The sequence below is a fragment of the Methylomicrobium agile genome (assembly GCF_000733855.1).
GTDB lineage: Bacteria > Pseudomonadota > Gammaproteobacteria > Methylococcales > Methylomonadaceae > Methylomicrobium > Methylomicrobium agile.
Genome location: NZ_JPOJ01000001.1, coordinates 1,519,893 through 1,538,433, shown reverse-complemented (window position 1 = coordinate 1,538,433; position 18,541 = coordinate 1,519,893). Strand labels below are relative to the sequence as shown.

Annotated in this window: 16 protein-coding genes; 7 read left to right on the top strand and 9 right to left on the bottom strand. The window is 58.6% G+C overall.

The features are described from left to right. Positions 1–405 precede the first annotated feature (405 nt). The 3 genes from CC94_RS0107400 to CC94_RS0107390 all read left to right on the top strand — a co-directional run bounded on the left by CC94_RS0107400 (position 406) and on the right by CC94_RS0107390 (position 6,682). On the top strand, positions 406–1,632 hold the full coding sequence (locus CC94_RS0107400; RefSeq protein WP_031430365.1) for a GIY-YIG nuclease family protein: 1,227 nt from the start codon (positions 406–408) through the stop codon (positions 1,630–1,632). Positions 1,633–1,647: 15 nt separating this feature from the next. Further along, positions 1,648–4,320, top strand: coding sequence for an EAL domain-containing protein (locus CC94_RS21310; protein WP_051911397.1), 2,673 nt, complete (start codon positions 1,648–1,650; stop codon positions 4,318–4,320). 436 nt (positions 4,321–4,756) lie between these two features. Continuing rightward, positions 4,757–6,682 (top strand): glycoside hydrolase family 17 protein, encoded by a 1,926-nt coding sequence (locus CC94_RS0107390; protein WP_036303813.1) that lies wholly within the window; start codon positions 4,757–4,759, stop codon positions 6,680–6,682. A 50-nt stretch (positions 6,683–6,732) separates the two neighbouring features. Here the strand turns inward: CC94_RS0107390 and CC94_RS0107385 are convergent, their stop codons facing one another. The 8 genes from CC94_RS0107385 to uvrD all read right to left on the bottom strand — a co-directional run bounded on the left by CC94_RS0107385 (position 6,733) and on the right by uvrD (position 14,389). After that, a complete protein-coding gene (locus CC94_RS0107385) occupies positions 6,733–7,347 on the bottom strand; it encodes a Uma2 family endonuclease (RefSeq protein WP_005368491.1) in 615 nt (204 codons plus the stop codon). A gap of 131 nt (positions 7,348–7,478) precedes the next feature. Beyond that, positions 7,479–8,606, bottom strand: a complete 1,128-nt coding sequence (gene dapE / locus CC94_RS0107380) for a succinyl-diaminopimelate desuccinylase (protein ID WP_005368489.1) — start codon at positions 8,604–8,606, stop codon at positions 7,479–7,481. Next, the gene (locus CC94_RS0107375; protein ID WP_005368488.1) at positions 8,603–8,962 is read right to left on the bottom strand and encodes an ArsC family reductase; all 360 of its coding nucleotides are present in this window, start codon (positions 8,960–8,962) and stop codon (positions 8,603–8,605) included. The genes dapE and CC94_RS0107375 overlap by 4 nt, the downstream gene beginning before the upstream one ends. Continuing rightward, positions 8,962–9,207: a hypothetical protein gene (locus tag CC94_RS0107370; RefSeq protein ID WP_005368487.1), complete on the bottom strand. Its 246-nt coding sequence runs from the start codon at positions 9,205–9,207 to the stop codon at positions 8,962–8,964. The genes CC94_RS0107375 and CC94_RS0107370 overlap by 1 nt, the downstream gene beginning before the upstream one ends. A 59-nt stretch (positions 9,208–9,266) precedes the next feature. Next, on the bottom strand, positions 9,267–10,085 hold the full coding sequence (gene dapD / locus CC94_RS0107365; protein ID WP_005368485.1) for a 2,3,4,5-tetrahydropyridine-2,6-dicarboxylate N-succinyltransferase: 819 nt from the start codon (positions 10,083–10,085) through the stop codon (positions 9,267–9,269). 9 nt (positions 10,086–10,094) lie between these two features. Next, a complete protein-coding gene (gene dapC / locus CC94_RS0107360; RefSeq protein ID WP_005368483.1) occupies positions 10,095–11,291 on the bottom strand; it encodes a succinyldiaminopimelate transaminase in 1,197 nt (398 codons plus the stop codon). A 3-nt stretch (positions 11,292–11,294) separates the two neighbouring features. Next, on the bottom strand, positions 11,295–12,080 hold the full coding sequence (locus CC94_RS0107355) for a M48 family metallopeptidase (RefSeq protein ID WP_005368481.1): 786 nt from the start codon (positions 12,078–12,080) through the stop codon (positions 11,295–11,297). 131 nt (positions 12,081–12,211) lie between these two features. Continuing rightward, positions 12,212–14,389: a DNA helicase II gene (gene uvrD, locus CC94_RS0107350; RefSeq protein WP_005368480.1), complete on the bottom strand. Its 2,178-nt coding sequence runs from the start codon at positions 14,387–14,389 to the stop codon at positions 12,212–12,214. 110 nt (positions 14,390–14,499) lie between these two features. On the opposite strand from uvrD, the gene CC94_RS0107345 reads away from it, so the two are divergent. Continuing rightward, entirely contained in the window at positions 14,500–14,739 is a 240-nt protein-coding gene (locus CC94_RS0107345) for a YgaP family membrane protein (protein ID WP_005368478.1), read from the top strand. A 99-nt stretch (positions 14,740–14,838) separates the two neighbouring features. On the opposite strand, the gene CC94_RS0107340 is transcribed toward CC94_RS0107345, so the two are convergent. After that, entirely contained in the window at positions 14,839–15,285 is a 447-nt protein-coding gene (locus tag CC94_RS0107340) for an FxsA family protein (RefSeq protein WP_005368476.1), read from the bottom strand. Positions 15,286–15,391: 106 nt separating this feature from the next. Here CC94_RS0107340 and cutA point away from each other — a divergent pair, with 106 nt between their 5' ends. Genes cutA through CC94_RS0107325 form a run of 3 tightly spaced genes read left to right on the top strand, consistent with a single transcriptional unit; the run spans position 15,392 to position 18,431 of the window. Continuing rightward, a complete protein-coding gene (gene cutA / locus CC94_RS0107335; RefSeq protein WP_005368473.1) occupies positions 15,392–15,718 on the top strand; it encodes a divalent-cation tolerance protein CutA in 327 nt (108 codons plus the stop codon). After that, positions 15,700–17,919 (top strand): protein-disulfide reductase DsbD, encoded by a 2,220-nt coding sequence (dsbD, locus tag CC94_RS0107330; RefSeq protein WP_005368472.1) that lies wholly within the window; start codon positions 15,700–15,702, stop codon positions 17,917–17,919. The genes cutA and dsbD overlap by 19 nt, the downstream gene beginning before the upstream one ends. Then, positions 17,916–18,431: a TlpA family protein disulfide reductase gene (locus CC94_RS0107325; protein ID WP_005368470.1), complete on the top strand. Its 516-nt coding sequence runs from the start codon at positions 17,916–17,918 to the stop codon at positions 18,429–18,431. Before dsbD ends, CC94_RS0107325 begins: the two co-directional genes overlap by 4 nt. Positions 18,432–18,541 lie beyond the last annotated feature (110 nt).

Below are 18,541 nucleotides of genomic sequence, written 5' to 3'. Positions count from 1 at the left end.
TTGTCCAGGAACGTTTTTCAATTTCAAGGAATTGCACGATTCCAACTTACCGGGCACGGCGATCAGGCACTTCCAGCCACCGGAACCGGCCGCTGGCGGAAGGGCGGCCATAAATTATCAGGCAGCCCTCATCCTGGGCAAGTTGTTCAACGTGTCCAGTAATTCAGCGTCGGCAGCAGTTTCAGACATGCTTGCATTTGGAACGGACTACGCATACGCTGTATAGCAGGCCGTACCGCCGACGATGCGCTGCTGCCGCCGCGCGTTTGGGAACACATCGACCTCCGGCGCTTACCTTTGGCGTAGCGGCGCCAAGACCGGCGCAGGCAAGTTCGGGCTGGCAAGCCCTTAAAACCGGCTTTCGCGCGCTTTGTTTTCCATATTCCTGAGACGACCCGAGATACTTTGACCTCCAAAACCAACTGCAAGCTCGATGCGGCTACCCTTGGCAAAATCGTTTTCGCCAGATTCCTGTCACTACCCCTCAAGACTTATGACCGCTGTGTAGAGAAAACCGAAGCTTCGCCTTGCTTTCAGATACTTCATCCCTATGTGAAGGCATCGGTGCTCGACCGAGCCGTTCTGTACGAAGATTCGCCCGAGTACCCGTCCGTGTCGGCTGGCGGGCTTGGCGAAATATGCCTGCTGGCGGGTCGTCCGGAATTCGTTTATTACCGCCCCAGTTTCGTCCGCGAGTACCATCTCGACGAGTCTGCCATCGGGCAACTACGACAGGCACACGCTCTCTCACGGAAGTTGGCTGCGACGATTCATCGGCTTCACCTCATCAATCACCGTAACCGGATGACACATGCTCTGATCCGGACCCTGCTCGATGTTCAGGCCGACTACCTCATGTCGGGCGATCCCATGACATTGGCGGCTCTGCCGCAAATCCACATGGTGCGAATTCTCCTGGAGCGCGCCGATCTACTCAAGGTTGCCGACGCCAGTCGTCTGTCCCGCCTTGTTCGCGGCCTCTCCTTCAGAATGGCGGACGGAAAACTGCAGCCATTGAGCACACTCTTTCCCAGCGAGCGATTACTCAATTGCCATCGCGTCGATGTTCTGATCAAAAGGGAAAAATCCTTGCTGATGGAAGGACGGATCGAGCATCCCTTGTCGGATGCCGCTATCGCGGCTCTTCTGGCGCAACAATGGGGTGTTTCCCTGTCGAGACGTTCCGTGACAGCCGTTCGACATTATCTCGCTATCCCGGACCGGCGCCGTCGGGCCGGAAAGGAAGATTATCTGGCGGCAACCGAGGGATTTTCCCCCTTGCTGCTGATGACGCAGCAATCGGTGAGCGGATCGATTCCGTCGCATCCGGGCGTTTATGAGATACGTTCCTCGGTATTGCGCGAGGAAACCGATCCGCAGGATGCCGCCCTTGCGGCCGAGCGGACACGGATCGTATATATCGGTTCGACGCGAAATTTGCGCAAGCGTTTGGCCGATCATTTACGGTGCAATAACGGTAATGTACTATTGTCCGATCTTCTGGCGGGGGGAGGTGCAAGAGTAAGGTATCGTGCCGTCAGCACAAACTGGCGTCTTCTGGAACGGCAGTTGTATCATGCTTTCTGCGAGACGTTTGGCGCACCTCCGCCATGCAATCGGATGAGTCCATGAAAAATAACAATCATTGTGAAATGGAAGAAATATTGCGCAAGCAAGCAAGCAAGCAAGCTCGGCGATAGGTTTATTTCATCCGAATGGGTGGCGATGAAGACCGGAGGAAGAAAGCCAATCAGCGAGGCTGTCGAATCCATGATCGTCGCGCTCGGCCTGAGCGAGGCGGCGGTGACGACACGCAAAGCGTTCCTCGGCTTCTCCGAAGCGGATGTCCATCATCTAAAAAAGCTCCATGAAGCGTTCGAGGATAGAGGGCCCACATTCGCCAAGCGCTTCTGCGAGCATATGCTAAGTTTCCCGGAAACGCGCCGCTTCATTACAGACTCGTCGATATTGGATCGACTGCAACAGGCTCAGGCCGAATACTTCGGCACTCTCACGGCCGGACATTACGGCTCCGACTATATTCGCAACCGCTTGCGCGCCGGCATTGCCCATCAGCGCATCGGTTTGGAAACGCAATGGTATCTCGGCGCCTATGCCAAATATCTCGTCGATCTCATGCCTGAAATATGGCAAAAACTGGGAGCGGATCACGAGGCTTTCATTGCCGCCTTACAGTCGCTGCTCAAAGTCGTGCTGCTGGATATGGGGCTTGCCGTCGATACCTATATCCATACCGACAGGCGAATGATCCTGGCGCTCCAAGAGTACGCGGAACGGGTGTTCTCCGCCATTCCGGACGGACTGTGCGTTTTGGCCTCCGATTTCACCGTACTTTCCGCAAATCGCGCATTTCTCGACCGCTTCGATTTGTCCAAAGCCAATCTGCGCGGACGCTCTCTGCTTGCCGTTATCGCGGCCGATGGACTTGGCGCCAAGCTCTCTGAAGTGTGCGATTCCGGCATGGCCCAGCACGACCTATTATTCGAAATGGGACGGGTCGGAGAGTCCACGCGCCATCCTGTGCGCGTTACCCTTTCGGGTATGCGCCTTGAGGAAGAAGCACGGTTATTGGTCGTTGTGGAAGACATCACCGAGCAGGTCCGCTTGCAACAAGCCCTTAAAGAGAGCGAGGCCACCTTGCTGCACGCCCAGGAGATAACCCATATCGGAAGCTGGAAGTTGGATTTCAAGACCGGGGTGCTGACCTGGACGCCCGAAGTTGGGCGCCTTTTCGATCTTCCCTTCGATCCTCCCCAAGATACGCCGATCAGTTACGACACCTTCCTCGCCAACGTTCATCCGGACGACAGGGAGATGCTCCGTACTGCCTGGCAAGCAGCCATCAAGGGCGTGCCCTATCGCATTCAGCACCGCATCGTGGCGCGTGGTGAAACGCGCTGGATGGAAGAGCGCGTTGCGCTGGTGTTCGACGATGATTGCCAGCCGGTTCGGGCGGTGGGTACCGTTCAAGACATTACCGAACACAAAGCCGCCGAGATACGGATTGAAAACCTGGCCTTTTACGATATGCTGACCGGCTTGCCCAATCGCGCCCTGTTCATGGATCGCTTCAAACATGAACTGGCGGCGGCAGAGCGTCGCGCTCAAAGGCTTTCCCTGCTGTTTCTCGATCTCAACCGTTTCAAGGAAATTAACGATACCTTGGGACACGATACGGGCGATCGCGTGCTTTCGGAGGTCGCCCATCGCCTGAGGTTGGCGTTGCGCGAGGAGGAGACCCTGGCAAGACTTTCCGGCGACGAGTTCGTGATCATCGCATCCGATTCCAGCGAAGCCGCTTCCCACATTGCAGAGCGCATCGGACGCGCATTTTCCGCGCCCTTTCTGATCAATGGACAGAGCTTCGCGATTTCCGCCAGCATTGGTATTGCGATCTTTCCGGAAGACGGACGGTCCACCGAAGAATTGCTCAAACATGCCGATATTGCAATGTACCGCGCCAAGGGCGGCGGTGGCGGCTATTGCTTCTACAGCGCCGAAATGGGCGAAGCCCTCGTCCGGAAACGTGCCGTGGCGAAACGCCTGGAAGCGGCGCTGTCGAACGGCGGCCTACAGCTCTTCTATCAATCCCAGATACATTTGTCGAACGGCAGACTTGCGGGTGCCGAAGCATTGGCCAGATGGCAAGACGCGCAGTTAGGCGTCATTTCTCCGACAGATTTCATTCCTATCGCTGAAGAGCGCGGTCTGATAGGCACTTTGGGCGAATGGGTGCTCCACGAAGCATGCCACCAAGTGCGGCTTTGGCAGGAACGGCATTACCCAATGCCCGGCAAAGTGGCCGTTAATATCGCGACTCGGCAATTCGAGGATGACGATTTCGTGGATCGGATGCTGCGCATTGCCCGCGAACATCGCATTGCCGCCAACCGCATCGAACTGGAACTCACGGAAAACGGCATGATGCGTGACCCTGAGCGCGCCGTTGACATCGCTCGTGCGCTGGCCTCCGCCGGATTCGCACTTTCGATCGACGATTTCGGTACCGGCTATTCTTCACTTTCCTATCTCCAGCGTTTTCCGGTAAACAAATTGAAGATCGATATTTCCTTCATACGCCACATGCTGACTGACCGCAATGACTACGCAACCGTCAGCACCATCATCGCGATGGGGAAAAGCATGGAGTTGGAAACGCTTGCCGAAGGCGTCGAGCAGGCCGAGCAGGTTGACGCGCTTCTCTCGCTGGGATGTATGCTTGCACAGGGCTATCACTTTGGGCATCCGCTTGCCGCTAACGATTTTGAACGGACTTGGCTTTCCCATGCTTCCTCGTAGCCCTATCGTATTCAACCCTGGGTCGGGTGACGGCGGAGTATCGAGGCTTTAATCATAACAAGATGAAAGGAACTAAAATCTATTTATTATTACTACTATGGAAAATTATGTGTTTAAGAGTCGTTAATATTTAAATATCAAGGACTTGTTTTATGGCGTAAGCTGTCGTTAAAATCCCTGCCAATTTGTTCACAACTTGTGGATAAATCGATACGCGATTTTTTACACAGCCTTATCCACAACTAACTTCGCTTGAATCCACACGATTATTCACCGAAAGTCTTTTTTCCGTCGGCCTTTGGGTTCGTGCCATAGAGAATGTCGATCAGCCGGGAACGGTTGTCGGTCCTCTTCTACAATCCTCATTGGCAATCCCGGCCCCGGGCGCTATGATAGCGGACAAATTTTCACCAGCGCTTTCCTCCACTTACTATCTATGAAAATTGCCCGGACTCTTTTGTTGGTTGCGTTGGCAGTCATCGTCAATGTCTTGATTACCTGGCTGAACAATCTGCCGCAGGATGCCGGCGTGGACGTACCGGACGGCAAGGTCAACAGCGTATCGTTCGCGCCGTTTCGCGAGGATCATAGTCCGTTGACGCTGGTTTTTCCGAATTCGCAGGAAATCGACGAGGATCTGCGGTTGTTGGCCGGCCAAACCCATACGATCCGTACCTACGCGAGTTCGAAAGGATTGACCGGGGTGCCGGCGATCGCGCGCAAATACGGCCTGAAGATGATTCAGGGCGCCTGGATCGGCGGGCCGACCGTCGCGAAGGAAAACGAGGAAGAGATTACCGCTTTGATCAAGGCCGCGAACGATTACCCTGACGTGATCACGCGCGTGATCGTCGGCAACGAGGTGCTGCTGCGCGGAGAACTCGAGCCCGAGCAGCTGTTGAGCTACATCCGCCGGGTCAAGCAGGTGGTCAGGCAGCCGGTGTCCTATGCGGACGTCTGGTCTTTTTACATGCGTTATCCCGAAATTGCGAAGGAAGTCGATTTCTTCACCGTGCACATCCTGCCGTATTGGGAAGACGAGCCGCTGCCGGTCGACAAAACCGCCGAGCATATCGTGAAGAATTACCAGCGCATCCGCGAGGCGTATCCCGGCAAACCGATTCTGATCGGCGAATCGGGCTGGCCGAGCGCGGGACGCCAGCGGGGCTGGGCGGTGCCGAGCGTGGTGAACGAGGCGAAATTCATCCGTTCGCTGGTGCAGGTCGCGAACAAGAACGGTTTCGACATCAACATCGTCGAAGCCTTCAACCAGCCCTGGAAGAGCAAGCTGGAAGGCGTGGTCGGTGCAAATTGGGGACTGTATTCGGTCGACCGCAAGCTGGTGTTTCCCTTGACAGGCAAGGTCGTCGAAAATCCGGCGTGGCCGAAGCGGGTCCTGTTTGCGGGTTTGCTGACCCTGATCGCGGTCGGATTTTACGCGAAGCGTCTGGCGGCGCTTTCGGCGTTGCCGCTTTTAGCTTTCGTCGGCTTCGCGCATTTGCTCAGCGCGCTGCAGGTCAATCAGACCGCCGACCTCTGGTACACTAGCTATAACAATATGGAGCGCTTTCATGCCCTGTCGATTGCCGCCTTGGGCATTGCGCTCGGCGCGCTGTTGCTGCAGCGGGGGGCGGAGCTTCTGCGTTGCGCGGAGCGTTGCGCCTGCGTGCCGGTGTGGAGCCGGTATTTGTTTTTGACCTTTGTCGCGCTGGCCTTCTATAAAGCCCAGGCGCTCGGCTTGAACGGGCGCTATTTGAACATTCCCTATCCCTTGACCTATATTCCAGTAATCGGCGTGCTGGGGCTGCTCGCGCTCGGCGCCATCGGCGGGGAGCGCAACTGGCGGCTGGTTTTGGCCGAAATGCTCGGCGGTACGGAAAATTCGCGTTTCCGCGCATGCCGTCTGAGCGCCTGGGCGGCGCTGGCCGGCGCGGCGCTGCTCGTTTTCGAAGTGCATCTGACGATGACCGGCACCAATTTCCCGACCGCTTACCCCATTTTCGCGGACCGGCTTTACGCCGCTTTCATCACTTTACTGACTTACAGCCAGATGCAGGGCTGGGTGCTGTTGATCGCGGCAGTCATTTTCCTCCTGCCGCCGAGGTTTCTGGCCGGCGCATTGATTCTGGCGGTGCCGGCGCTGATCGTCGGCGAAACCTATGCCTTTATGATCGGCCACGATTTCATCGAAGCCCATCCCGATTTCGGCGACCGCCTGCAGACCGCGCTGCTTTATACGGTGACCAACTGCCAGATGTTGCGGTGGTTGGGCAGCCTTGGCGTGATGGCGCTGCCGCTCTGGGCGGCCGGACGCAGACAGAATGTGAGTGCGCCGGTTGCGGTCTCGGTGCCGTTACCGTAAAGGGCGGATTAGACTGTTCGGGTTGAGCCCATTCAACCCGAACGCCGGATTTATTCGTCATCGAAGCCTTCAAACACTTCGCTCAAATCGATCGAGAGATCGGGAAATAGATGCGATTTTGCCATGCCGCTGTTAGGGTACATGGCGTTTAATCGATAACGTCCGTTATTGTCCGATACGAATTGATAGATCGCCTGTTCGTAAGGATAGACCAGCCAATATTCGCCCACGCCGCTTTCCGCATAGAGTTCATATTTGATCTGCATTTCTTTTTTGGAATTGCCTTTCGAAAGAATCTCGATGATCCATTCGGGAGCGCCGTTGCAGCCTTGAACATCCAGCTTGGCGGTATCGCAGATGACGCATAAATCGGGTTGTACCACGGTATGGATGTCTTTACTGGCTAAGACGGATTTTTTGCGGTCATATAAACGCACGTCGAAAGGCGCAGCAAAGACCTGGCATTTTTTCCCCTTGAAAAAATTGTATAACAAGGCTGCCAAACGGATGGAGACGCGCTGGTGCCCGACATTCGGCGCGGGAGACATCAGCATGATCTTGCCTTTGATCAACTCGATCGTTTCGTCCAGCTGCCAGGTCAGATAATCGGCATAGCTGTAAGTCTGATTCAAGTCCAATTGGGACAGGCGGGTGATTTTGGGCATGGCGGCCAGGCTCCGATCGACTGAAACGGTTTTTCAGGATGATAACACGGCGGCCTAGCCGATAAAATGAATTCGCGCCGGCGGAACGGGACGACGGTCAGAGGGCTTTTCGTCTCTGACCGCAAGGATTGCTAGGTCAGCAGGTTAACCAATACTTGTTCGTAGATCGAGGACAAAATTTCCAAATCCTCAAGCCCGACATGCTCGTTGACCTTGTGAATGCTCGCGTTCAAAGGCCCGAGCTCGATCACCTCGGCGCCGGTCGGCGCGATGAAGCGGCCGTCCGAAGTGCCGCCGCCGGTGTCGTCGTGCGTGTCATCGCCGGTCACCGATTTGATCGCCGCGTGCGCCGCCTCGATCAGCCGGCCTTTCGCGGTCAAAAACGGATTGCCGGACAGCCGCCATTCAATGGCGTAGTTCAGGCCGTGCTTATCGAAGATCGCTTGCGTACGCTGCTTGATCGTCCGTTCGTCCAGCTCGGTGGAGAAGCGCAGGTTGAACAGCACTTCGACCGATCCGGGAATGATGTTTTCCGCGCCGGTGCCCGCATGGATGTTGGAAATCTGAAGCGTGGTGGGCGGGAAAAACGCGTTGCCTTTGTCCCAGACCTCCTCGGTCAATGCTTTCAGCGCCGGCACGAACGTATGGATCGGGTTTTCGGCCAACTCCGGATAAGCCACATGGCCCTGGATGCCTTTGACGGTCAGTTTCGCGCACAGCGAGCCGCGCCTCCCTACCCGGATCACGTCGCCGATCTTCTGGTCGCTGGACGGCTCGCCGACCAGGCACCAGTCGATCTTTTCATTTCTCGCTTCGAGCACCTCGACGACCTTGACGACGCCGTGCGTCGCAATCCCTTCTTCGTCGCTGGTCATCATGACGGCGATCGAGCCTCGATGGTCGGGATGCGCGGCGAGAAAGCGCTCGAGCGCGGTCGTGAACGCGGCGATGCTGCCTTTCATGTCCGCCGCGCCGCGGCCGTACAATTTGCCGTCGCGGACCGTCGGCTCGAATGGCGGCGATTGCCAGGCTTCCAGCGGTCCGGCCGGGACCACATCGGTATGGCCCAAAAAGACGAACAGCGGTTTCGTATCGCCTTTTCTCAGCCAGATATTCTGCGTGTTGGCAAAATTCAGCCGTTCGTCGCGAAAGCCCAAAGGCGCGAGCCGCGCGGCCAGCACGTCCTGGCAGCCTTCGTCCTTTGGCGTGACCGAGGCGCGGCCGATCAGTTCTTTCAATAACTCCAGCGTCGCGCTCATCCTTTTATTTCCGCCAGATTCAACGAATCATACTGGTCGGCCTTGAAACCGAGCTGCAGGGCGCTGCCGGTGTCCAGGATCGGGCGCTTGATCAGCGTTGGGATTTCGAGCATCAGCCGGGCCGCTTTCTCGCGGGTCGGATCGGCCTGCTGTTCGGGGCTCAGCTGTCTCCAACTGGTGCTGCTCTTGTTCAGAAGCTTTTCCCAGCCGAGGCCGTCGATGAAATGCTGCAAGAGTTCCGGCGTCAGGCCGTCGGCGCGAAAATCGTGAAAACGGTGTTCAACCCCGTTCTGTTCCAACCATTGCCGCGCCTTCTTGCAGGTGTCGCAGTTCTTGATTCCGTACAACGTGACCATTACAGCTGGCTGTTCAACAGTTCGTCGAGATCCGGCAGCGATTTGTCGGCCTTGCAGCGGCTTTTGTAGACGTCGACGAATTCCATGAACGCCTGTTCCAGATCGTCCAGGATGTCCTGCTCGTTGTCGATGTCTTCTTCCGGCACGTCGTCCGACTCCAGATATTCCTTCTGCAGGATGATTTCGCTGTTCAGCGACAGCAGGGCGTAGATGATTGCGTTATTGGTCAGTTGATTTTCGCTCATGGGAATGGGGTAGGCTAAATGGAAGAAAACCGGGACGGAGTTGTCCCGGTTGCGGAGGATCAGTCGCGGAGCAGTTCGTTGATGCCGGTCTTGCTGCGCGTCTTTTCGTCGACCTGCTTGATGATCACCGCGCAGTACAGGCTGTATTTGCCGTCCGAGGACGGCAGGTTGCCCGAAACCACGACCGAGCCGGCCGGAATGCGCCCGTAGGTGATTTCGCCGGTCAGCCGGTTGTAGATCTTGGTGCTCTGGCCGATGTAGACGCCCATCGAAATCACGCAGCCGTCTTCGACGATCACGCCTTCGACGATTTCGGAGCGCGCGCCGATGAAACAGTTGTCGCCGATGATGGTGGGGCCGGCCTGCAAGGGCTCCAGCACGCCGCCGATGCCGACGCCGCCGGACAGATGCACGTTCTTGCCGATCTGCGCGCAGGAGCCGACCGTGACCCAGGTATCGACCATCGTGCCGCTGTCGACATAAGCGCCGATGTTCACGTAGGACGGCATCAGAATCGCGCCCGGCGCGATGTAGGAACCACGGCGGGCGACCGCGTTCGGCACCACCCGGACGCCGGCTTTCGCGAAGTCTTCTTCGCTGTAGTTCGCGAACTTGCATTCGACCTTGTCGTAGTAACGGGTGTTGCCGCCGTCCATCAGCCGGTTTTCGTTGATCCGGAACGACAGCAGCACCGCTTTTTTCAGCCATTGGTGGGTAACCCAGTCGCCGTTCACTTTTTCGGCGACGCGCGCCTTGCCGGTGTCGAGCAGGTTCAGGCACTCCTGCACTGCATTGCGCACTTCCGGCGAAACGGTAGCGGGCGTGATCTCCGCGCGCTGTTCGAACGCGGCGTTGATGAGGTTTTCTAAATCGGACATGGTTGGTTTTTATCGTGTGTGAAGAAAATCTTTGATTCTGAAGGCCGCTTCGACGCATTCTTCGAGCGGCGCGACCAGCGCGATCCGGACATGGTTCCGGCCCGGATTGAGGCCGCCGAACTCGCGGGACAAATAGCTGCCGGGCAGCACGGTCACGTTTTCCCGAGCGAACAATTGCCGCGTAAATTCGGTGTCGTCGATCGGCGTTTCGATCCAGAGATAGAAGCCGGCGGGGGGCTTCGACAGTTGCACCGCATCGCCCAGCATGCCGATTACGGCGGCGAACTTTTCGCGGTACAGGCGGCGGTTCTCGGCCACATGTTTCTCGTCGCCCCACGCCGCGATGCTCGCATGCTGGGTCGGCAGCGGCATTGCCGCGCCGTGATAGGTCCGGTATTTGAAATAGTCCCGCAGGATCGCCGCATCGCCCGCGACGAAGCCGGAACGCAGGCCGGGCGCGTTCGAACGCTTCGACAGGCTGTGGAACGCCACGCAGCGTTTGAAGGCGGTATTGCCGATCGCGAACGCCGCTTCGAGCAGGCCCGGCGGCGGGCTGTTTTCGTCGTCGTACAGTTCGCTGTAGCATTCGTCCGACGCGATCACGAAGTCGTATTTTTCGGCGAGTTCAAGCGACCGGATCAGTGTTTCGCGCGGCATCACCGCGCCGCTCGGATTGCCCGGCGTGCAGAGGTACAGCAGCTGGCAGCGCCGCCAGACGTGTTCGGGCACGGCGTCGAAATCGGGAAGATAAGCGTTGTCGGCGATCGTGTTCAGAAAATAAGGCTCCGCGCCCGCCAGCAGGGCCGCGCCTTCGTAGATCTGATAGAACGGATTCGGCATCACCACGAGCGGATCGGCGGTGCGGTCGATCAGGCACTGGGCGAACGAGAACAACGCTTCGCGGGTGCCGCTGACCGGCAGGATCTGCGCTTCGGGATTCAACAGGCCTTCCGCGAGCCCGAAACGTCGGGCCAGCCAGACGGCGATCGCCTGCCGAAGTTCCGGCAGGCCTTTCGTGGTCGGATAATTCGACAGGCCGTTCAGGTGCGTCAGCAGGGCTTCCTGGATCAGGTGCGGGGTCGCATGTGCCGGTTCGCCGATCGACAGGGCGATGTGCCGCTTACCGGCCGGCGGTGTTATGCCCTGCTTCAGCGCGGCCAGCTTTTCGAACGGATACGATTGGAGCTTGTGCAGATACGGCGTCATCGTTTACTGGCATTGGGGGCGTCGGCCCATCGCCTGCGCTTGTTGATAAAAGCCCATTGCCTGGGGCATGTGCTGTTCGAGGTCGTGGATCCGGGTTTCATTGGACGGGTGGGTGGACAGGAATTCGGCGGTCTGTTGCCCTTGTGTCGCCTGGCTCATCCGTTGCCACAGGTTGATGCTTTGGCGCGGGTCGAAGCCGGCTTTGGCCATCAGGTCGACGCCGATGATGTCCGCTTCGCTTTCCTGGGTCCGGCCGTAAGGCATCAGCACGCCGTATTCGGCGCCGAGCCCGAGCATGCCGAACGCGGCCTGGCCGAGCGTCGACTGGGGATTGCCCATCGCCTGAATCATCGACATGCCCGAGTTGACGGCCAGTTCCTGCGAGGCCCGTTCCGCGCTGTGCTTGGCCAGTACGTGGCCGATCTCGTGGCCGATGACCGCGGCCAACTGGTCCTGATTGGCGATCAGATTGAACAGGCCGGTGTAAACGCCGATCTTGTTGCCCGGCAACGCGAAGGCGTTGAACGAATCATCCACGAACACCACGACTTCCCAGCGGCCGCCGGTGGTGCTTTGGGTAATATTGCCGGCGATGCAGTTGGCAATTTGATTCAAACGCGCATCGTTGCTGATCGGTTTGTCGCGTTTGAGCGTTTCGAAGGCTTGCAGGCCCATCTGGTCGACCTGCGAGTCGGGCAACAGCATGAGCTGTGAACGTCCTGTCGGACTGGTGGCGCAGGCGGTCAAAGCGAATGCCACGGCCAATGCGGTGCGGATCTTCTTTAACATGATTCACCTTTTCTATCGTTTGGAAAAGATCATTTTAACGTATCTTGATGGGCGCGGGTTAGGATTAATGCGCACATTGTGCGTATGCTGAGTGTCACGGCTTTGACGGGCGGGATGCGCTTGACGGCTTTTCACGGCAGGGTTTCGAGCCCCGCATAAGCCAGCATCAGCCATTTGACGCCCACGCCCTTGAAATTGATTTGCGCGCGCTCCTGGGCGCCCTGGCCTTCGAGCTGCAGGATCATCCCTTCGCCGAACTTCGCATGGCTGACGCGCTGGCCGAGCTTGTACCGGCTAACCGACAGGGACGGGGATGCCGAGGGTTTCGCGGGCGAGGCGGCGGCCGGACGGCTGACGTTCGCGCGCAGTCGGACTTCCTGGACGCATTCGTCCGGAATCTCGCGCAGGAACCGGGACGGGCGTGGATAGGTTTCGCGGCCGTAGAGGCGCCGGGATTCGGCGTAGGTCATATATAAGGTTTGCATGGCTCGGGTCATCCCGACATAGCAGAGCCGGCGCTCCTCTTCGAGGCGCTGCGGGTCTTCGACCGACTGCAGCGAGGGAAACAGGCCTTCTTCCATTCCCACCATGAACACGACCTTGAATTCGAGGCCCTTGGCCGAATGCAGGGTCATCAACTGCACGCAGTCGTCGAAATCGTCCCCCTGCATCTCGCCGGCTTCGAGGGCCGCATGCGCGAGAAACAGTTCGAGCGGGGCGAGGTTTTCCTCGTTGTCGGCGTTGAAATCGAACAGGCGGGCCGCATTGACCAGTTCTTCGAGGTTTTCGATCCGCTCTTCGCCCTGGTCGCCTTTGCTGTTTTGATAGAATGCGATCAGGCCGGATTTTTCGATGACCCGTTTGACCTGTTCGAAGAGCTCCATGCCTTCGGTTTCGGCCGCCATCCGGTCGATCAGCTGCAAAAATCCGGCCAGCGCGTTGCCGGCGCGGGCGCTCAGCAGGCGCTGTTCGAGCATGGATGCCGCCGCGTTCCAGAGCGAGGTGCCGCGGTCGCGGGCGACATTCCGGATGTCGTCGACCGTTTTTTCGCCGATCCCCCGCGTCGGGGTGTTGACGATCCGCTCGAACGAAACGTCGTCGTTCCGGTTCGCGGTCAGCCGGAGATAAGCCAGCGCGTTCTTGATTTCGGCGCGATCGAAAAAGCGCAGGCCGCCGTAAACGCGGTAGGGAATGCCGGCCTGGAACAGCCGTTCCTCGAATTGCCTGGACTGTGCGTTCGAACGGTACAGAATCGCCGCGTCCCGGCGCGCGCAGCCTTCGCCGATCCAGGCGCGGATCCGTTCGATTACGAAAAAGGCTTCGTCCTGCTCGTTGAACGCCGCATACAGCGAAATCGGCTCGCCTTCGCCGGATTCGGTCCACAGCTCCTTGCCGAGCCGGCCCTCGTTGTGCGCGATGACCCAGTTCGCGGCTTTCAGAATGGTGCCGGTCGAGCGATAGTTCTGTTCGAGCTTGATGACTTCGTGATTCGGAAAATGCTGCTGGAAACTGTAGAGGTTCTCGATCCGCGCGCCGCGCCAGCCGTAGATCGACTGGTCGTCGTCGCCGACCACGAACAGGTTGTTCCGGTCCTGGGTCAACAGGCGCAGCCAGGCGTACTGGATCGTATTGGTGTCCTGGAACTCGTCGACATGCACCTGCTCGAAGCGTTGCTGGTAGAAGGCCAGCACCTCGGGATTGTCGCGCAGAAGCTCGTGCGTTCTGAGCAGCAGCTCCGCGAAATCGACCAGACCCGAGCGGTCGCACAGTTCTTCGTAGGCGCGGTAAATCGCGCTCATCTGCCTTAGATACAGATCGCCGGTTTCGGGCATGTGCCGGGCGCGGACGCCTTCGTCCTTTTGCGCGTTGATGAACCATTGCACCTGTTTCGGCGGCCAGCGCGCCTCGTCCAGGTTCAAGGCCTGCAGCACGCGCTTGGTCACGCGCAACTGGTCGGCGGTATCCATCACCTGAAAGGCGTCCGGCAGTTTCGCCTGTTTCGCGTGGCGGCGGAGCAGCCGGTGCGCGAGGCCGTGGAAGGTGCCGATCCATAGGTTGCGGGTCGGCCGCTGCAACAGTTCTTCGATCCGGCCCCGCATTTCGCGGGCGGCCTTATTGGTGAAGGTGACCGCCAGAATGCCGTGCGGCGAAACGCCCTGCACCTGGATCTGCCAGGCGATCCGGTGCACCAGCACGCGGGTTTTGCCGCTGCCGGCGCCGGCCAGCACCAGCATGGGCCGCGAAGGCGCGGTGACGGCCCGGCGCTGCGCGTCGTTCAGAGGGTCGAGAAGGAGAGTGACGTCGATCATTTTATTGCTTGCACATTTTTTGTGGCTGTGTATATTTGTTCGGCTCTGGGCGTGACAGGCAGGGGCCGTGCTTGGCGGAAAAACAACAATGACACAGTGAGGGTAAGAAGATGAGTTTTGATTTTAAACGTATGTTCAAATTTGAACACAATGTCGGCGATAAGGAAAAAAAATACCGCATTTACGGCGGCGCCGCGCTGTTTGTGCTTTCGGTCGTCACCGCATCGATCTTTTTGCTGGTTGTCGGCTGCGCGCTGATTGCGAGCGGCTTCTCCGGCTTTTGCCCGGTTTATGGCGGTCTCGGCAAGAATACCTGCGGCACGGCCGGTTCGGCTCCCTCCGGCGAATGATATCCGTCAGGCTCGGGACCGTATGCTGCCTGTCTTGAGCCTGATTTCCGAGCGCTTTCGTCTTTGCGGAGGCGTAAAGCGTGGCCCATTCGCCCGCGCTCAATCTTCCTTCCGGAATTCCCCTTCCAGCGCATCCCCGCGCGCCGCTCCGCGCGGACCGAAGGGGCTGTTCGACTGGATTACCTGGATCATATGTTTTTCGAGAATATACTGGGCGATTTTTTGGCGCAGGGGCGGAATCAGGCAAATCATCCCCAACAGGTCGGTGATGAATCCGGGCGTCAGCAGCAGGGCCGCGCCGACCAGCAGGATCGGTCCTTCGATGATTTCGTAGGTCGGCACGTTGCCTTGCGCCAGGTTTTCCTGAAAGCGCCGGAGCGTTTGAAAGCCCTGCCGTCTGAGCAGCCATGCACCGAGCACCGCGGTAAACACCACCAGCGCGATGGTCGGAAAGGCGCCGATGAGGCCGCCGACCGTCAGCAGCAGATAAATCTCCGCGAACGGAAGGATCAGGAGGAACAGGAACAATAACTGGAAGATTCTCATCTAAGGGCTCGGTTTGGGGTCTGACTTGATAAATCCAGCAATACTAAAGATATTGACAGCGGATTTCTAGCATAATATCCGCTTTTCGCTTATTCGCCTGCAAAACATGCCGAACGATGCCCAATTGATTCTTTGCACCTGCCCGGACCGGGAAACAGCGGAAACCCTCGCCAAACGGCTGGTCGAAGGCCGGCTGGCCGCCTGCGTGAACATCCTGCCCGGGCTGACCTCGTTTTACACCTGGGAAAACCGTCTGGAAACGGCCGAAGAGCATCTGCTGCTGATCAAAACGGCCGGCGTCCGCTATCCGGCCGTCGAGCAGGCGATACGCGAGCAGCATCCCTATGACCTGCCCGAAATCATTGCCCTGCCCATCGCGCACGGCCTGTCCGATTACCTGACCTGGATCGATGCATGCGTCTCTACCGACTGATTTTTTTCTGTTTGCTCACTGTCCAAAACGCGGCCTTCGCCCTGAACGGCGAAGACTTGCTGCCGCCCGACCAGGCGTTCAAGGTTTCGGCGCTGGCGCTTTCGCGTGGCCAGCTTGAATTTTCCTGGAACATTGCCGAAGGCTTTTCTTTATACCGGAAAAATTTGCGTTTCGAGTCCAGGACCGAGGGGGTCGAACTCGGCACGCCTCGCCTGCCGGAAGGCAAAACCCTGCATGACGAAGTGCTCGGCGATACGGTGCATTACCGGAACAAGCTGACGGTGCCGGTGCCGGTAAAGGCAGGCGACGCGATTCGCTCGGTAAGCGTGCTGGCGCGTTACCAGGGCTGTTCGGACGAAGGGGTCTGTTATCCGCCACAAAAGAAAACGCTCGACATCGCGCTACCGGTTGTGGCCGCCGCCGTTTCCGCCAATCCGCTCCAGAATCTGGTCAAGGGCATCGCCGGTCTGGCTTCTTCGGCGCAGGAGGATCTGTTGCCGCCCGATCAAGCCTTCCAATTTTCCGCGGCGGTCGGCGATCCGAATACCTTGCAGGTGAACTGGCGGATCGCGCCCGGCTATTACATGTACCGGGACAAGACGAAACTCGAATTGATCGAGGCGGGCGGCACTGCGCTGGACATTTACGAAATGCCGCGCGGCGAACCGAAGGACGACCCGGAGTTCGGGCAGGTCGAGGTTTTTCACGACGAGCTGAGTTTCGATCTGCCGCTGCGGCGCGGCGGCCAGGCCGCGCAGACGGTCACGCTGAAGGCCTCCTATCAGGGCTGCGCCGAGCGTGGCGTCTGCTATCCGCCGATGAGCAAGACAGTGAGGCTGGACTTGCCCGTGGCGCAGCGGATGGCTGCGGCGACTGCGAAACCGCAGGCGCCGGTGTCGGAACAGGACCGGATCGTGCAACTGCTCAAGCACGACAGCCTGGGCATGACGCTGGCCAGCTTTTTCGGCTTCGGGCTGTTGTTGTCGTTTACCCCTTGCATCTTCCCGATGATTCCGATCCTGTCCGGCATCATCGTCGGCCACCGTGCGATCACCACGCTGCGCGCCTTTCTGCTCTCGCTCAGTTATGTGGTCGCCTCGGCGCTGACTTATACCTTGTTCGGCGTCCTTGCCGCGCTGTTCGGCGGCAACCTGCAGACCACCTTTCAGCAGCCCTGGATCATTGCGGTCTTCAGTGCGGTTTTCGTGCTGCTGTCGCTGTCGATGTTCGGCTTTTACCATCTCGAATTGCCGAAATCCTGGCAGGCCGGACTGCACAATTCGAGCGAGCGGCACCGCGACGGGTCGCTGTGGGGGGCGGCGATCATGGGTTCGCTGTCGTCCCTGATCGTCGGGCCGTGCGTGGCCGCGCCTCTGGCGGCGGCGCTGATCTATATCGGCCAGACCGGCGATGCGGTGCTGGGCGGCAGCGCGCTGTTCGCGATGGGCATGGGCATGGGCGCGCCGCTGCTGCTGGTCGGCGCCTCGGCCGGCAAGCTGCTGCCGAAGGCCGGAGGCTGGCTGAACGCGACCAAGGGCGTGTTCGGGGTAATCATGCTGGCGATGGCGGTCTGGATGTTGAGCCGGATCCTGCCGCCGGCGGTCAGCATGCTGTTGTGGGCGATGCTCTTGATCATTCCGTCGATCTACCTGAGCGCGATCGATCCTTTACCCGAACACAGCAGCGGCTGGCGGAAGCTCTGGAAAGGCGTCGGCCTGATCATGCTGGCTTACGGCTTATTGTTGTTGATCGGCGTTTCGGGCGGCGCCACCAATCCGCTCAAGCCTTTGCAGGGCGTGTTGATCAGCGGGGCCAGCGCCGGGGCCAGGCAGGAAGGCATCGTTTTTCGGCGCGTCGCGAATCTTCGGGAGCTCGAACAGCGGATTGAAGAAGCTAGCGCGCAGGGCCGCTATGTGATGCTCGATTTTTACGCCGACTGGTGCATCTCCTGCAAGGAGATGGAAGCCTATACTTTTACCGACCCGAAGGTCAAACAGGCGCTGGCCGATTTTGTGCTGCTGCAGGCCGACGTGACCGAAAATTCGGAACAAGACCAGGCCCTGCTCGCAAAATTCAAACTGATCGGCCCGCCGGCGATCCTGTTCTTCGGTCCGGACCGGCAGGAAAGGGCCGCGCAGCGCGTGATCGGCTATCAGGACAGCAGCACCTTCATCGAAACCTTGCAACGGATCAAACCATGAAACAGGCGGCTATTGTGATCATCATCGGGTTATTGGCGCTGGCCGGCGGCATCGCGCTGCGCTACAGCCTGTATCCCGCCCCGGAAGCCGAGGCTTCGCCTTTGCCCGAATTTACGCTGCCCGATTTGTCGGGCCAAAATCGTTCGGTCAGGGAATGGAAAGACAAAATTCTCGTGATCAATTTTTGGGCGACCTGGTGTCCTTCCTGCCGCGAGGAGATGCCCGACCTGGTCGCTTTGCAGACGCAGTATGCGGCGCAGGGCGTGCAGGTGATCGGGGTGGCGCTGGAGGACAAGGCGCCGGTCGAAGAGTATCTCGACTCCGTCAAGATCAATTATCCGACCCTGATCGCGGGTGAGCAGGGCATGGCGCTGGCCGGCCAATTGGGCAACCGGGCCGAAGCGATTCCTTTCACGGTCGTGGTCGACCGGCAGGGGATGATCCGGGACCGGCATCTCGGCAAATTCTCGAAGCCGGAGCTGGCGAAAATCATCGACGGCCTGCTGGAGTAAAAGGCTATTTGTTGCCCCGCTTTTTTTCGAATGGCGCCAAAACTCCGGCTTAATGACGCTATCTTCCCGGAAAATTAATATATTTGGATTAAACTCTGCAAATCGTGCGG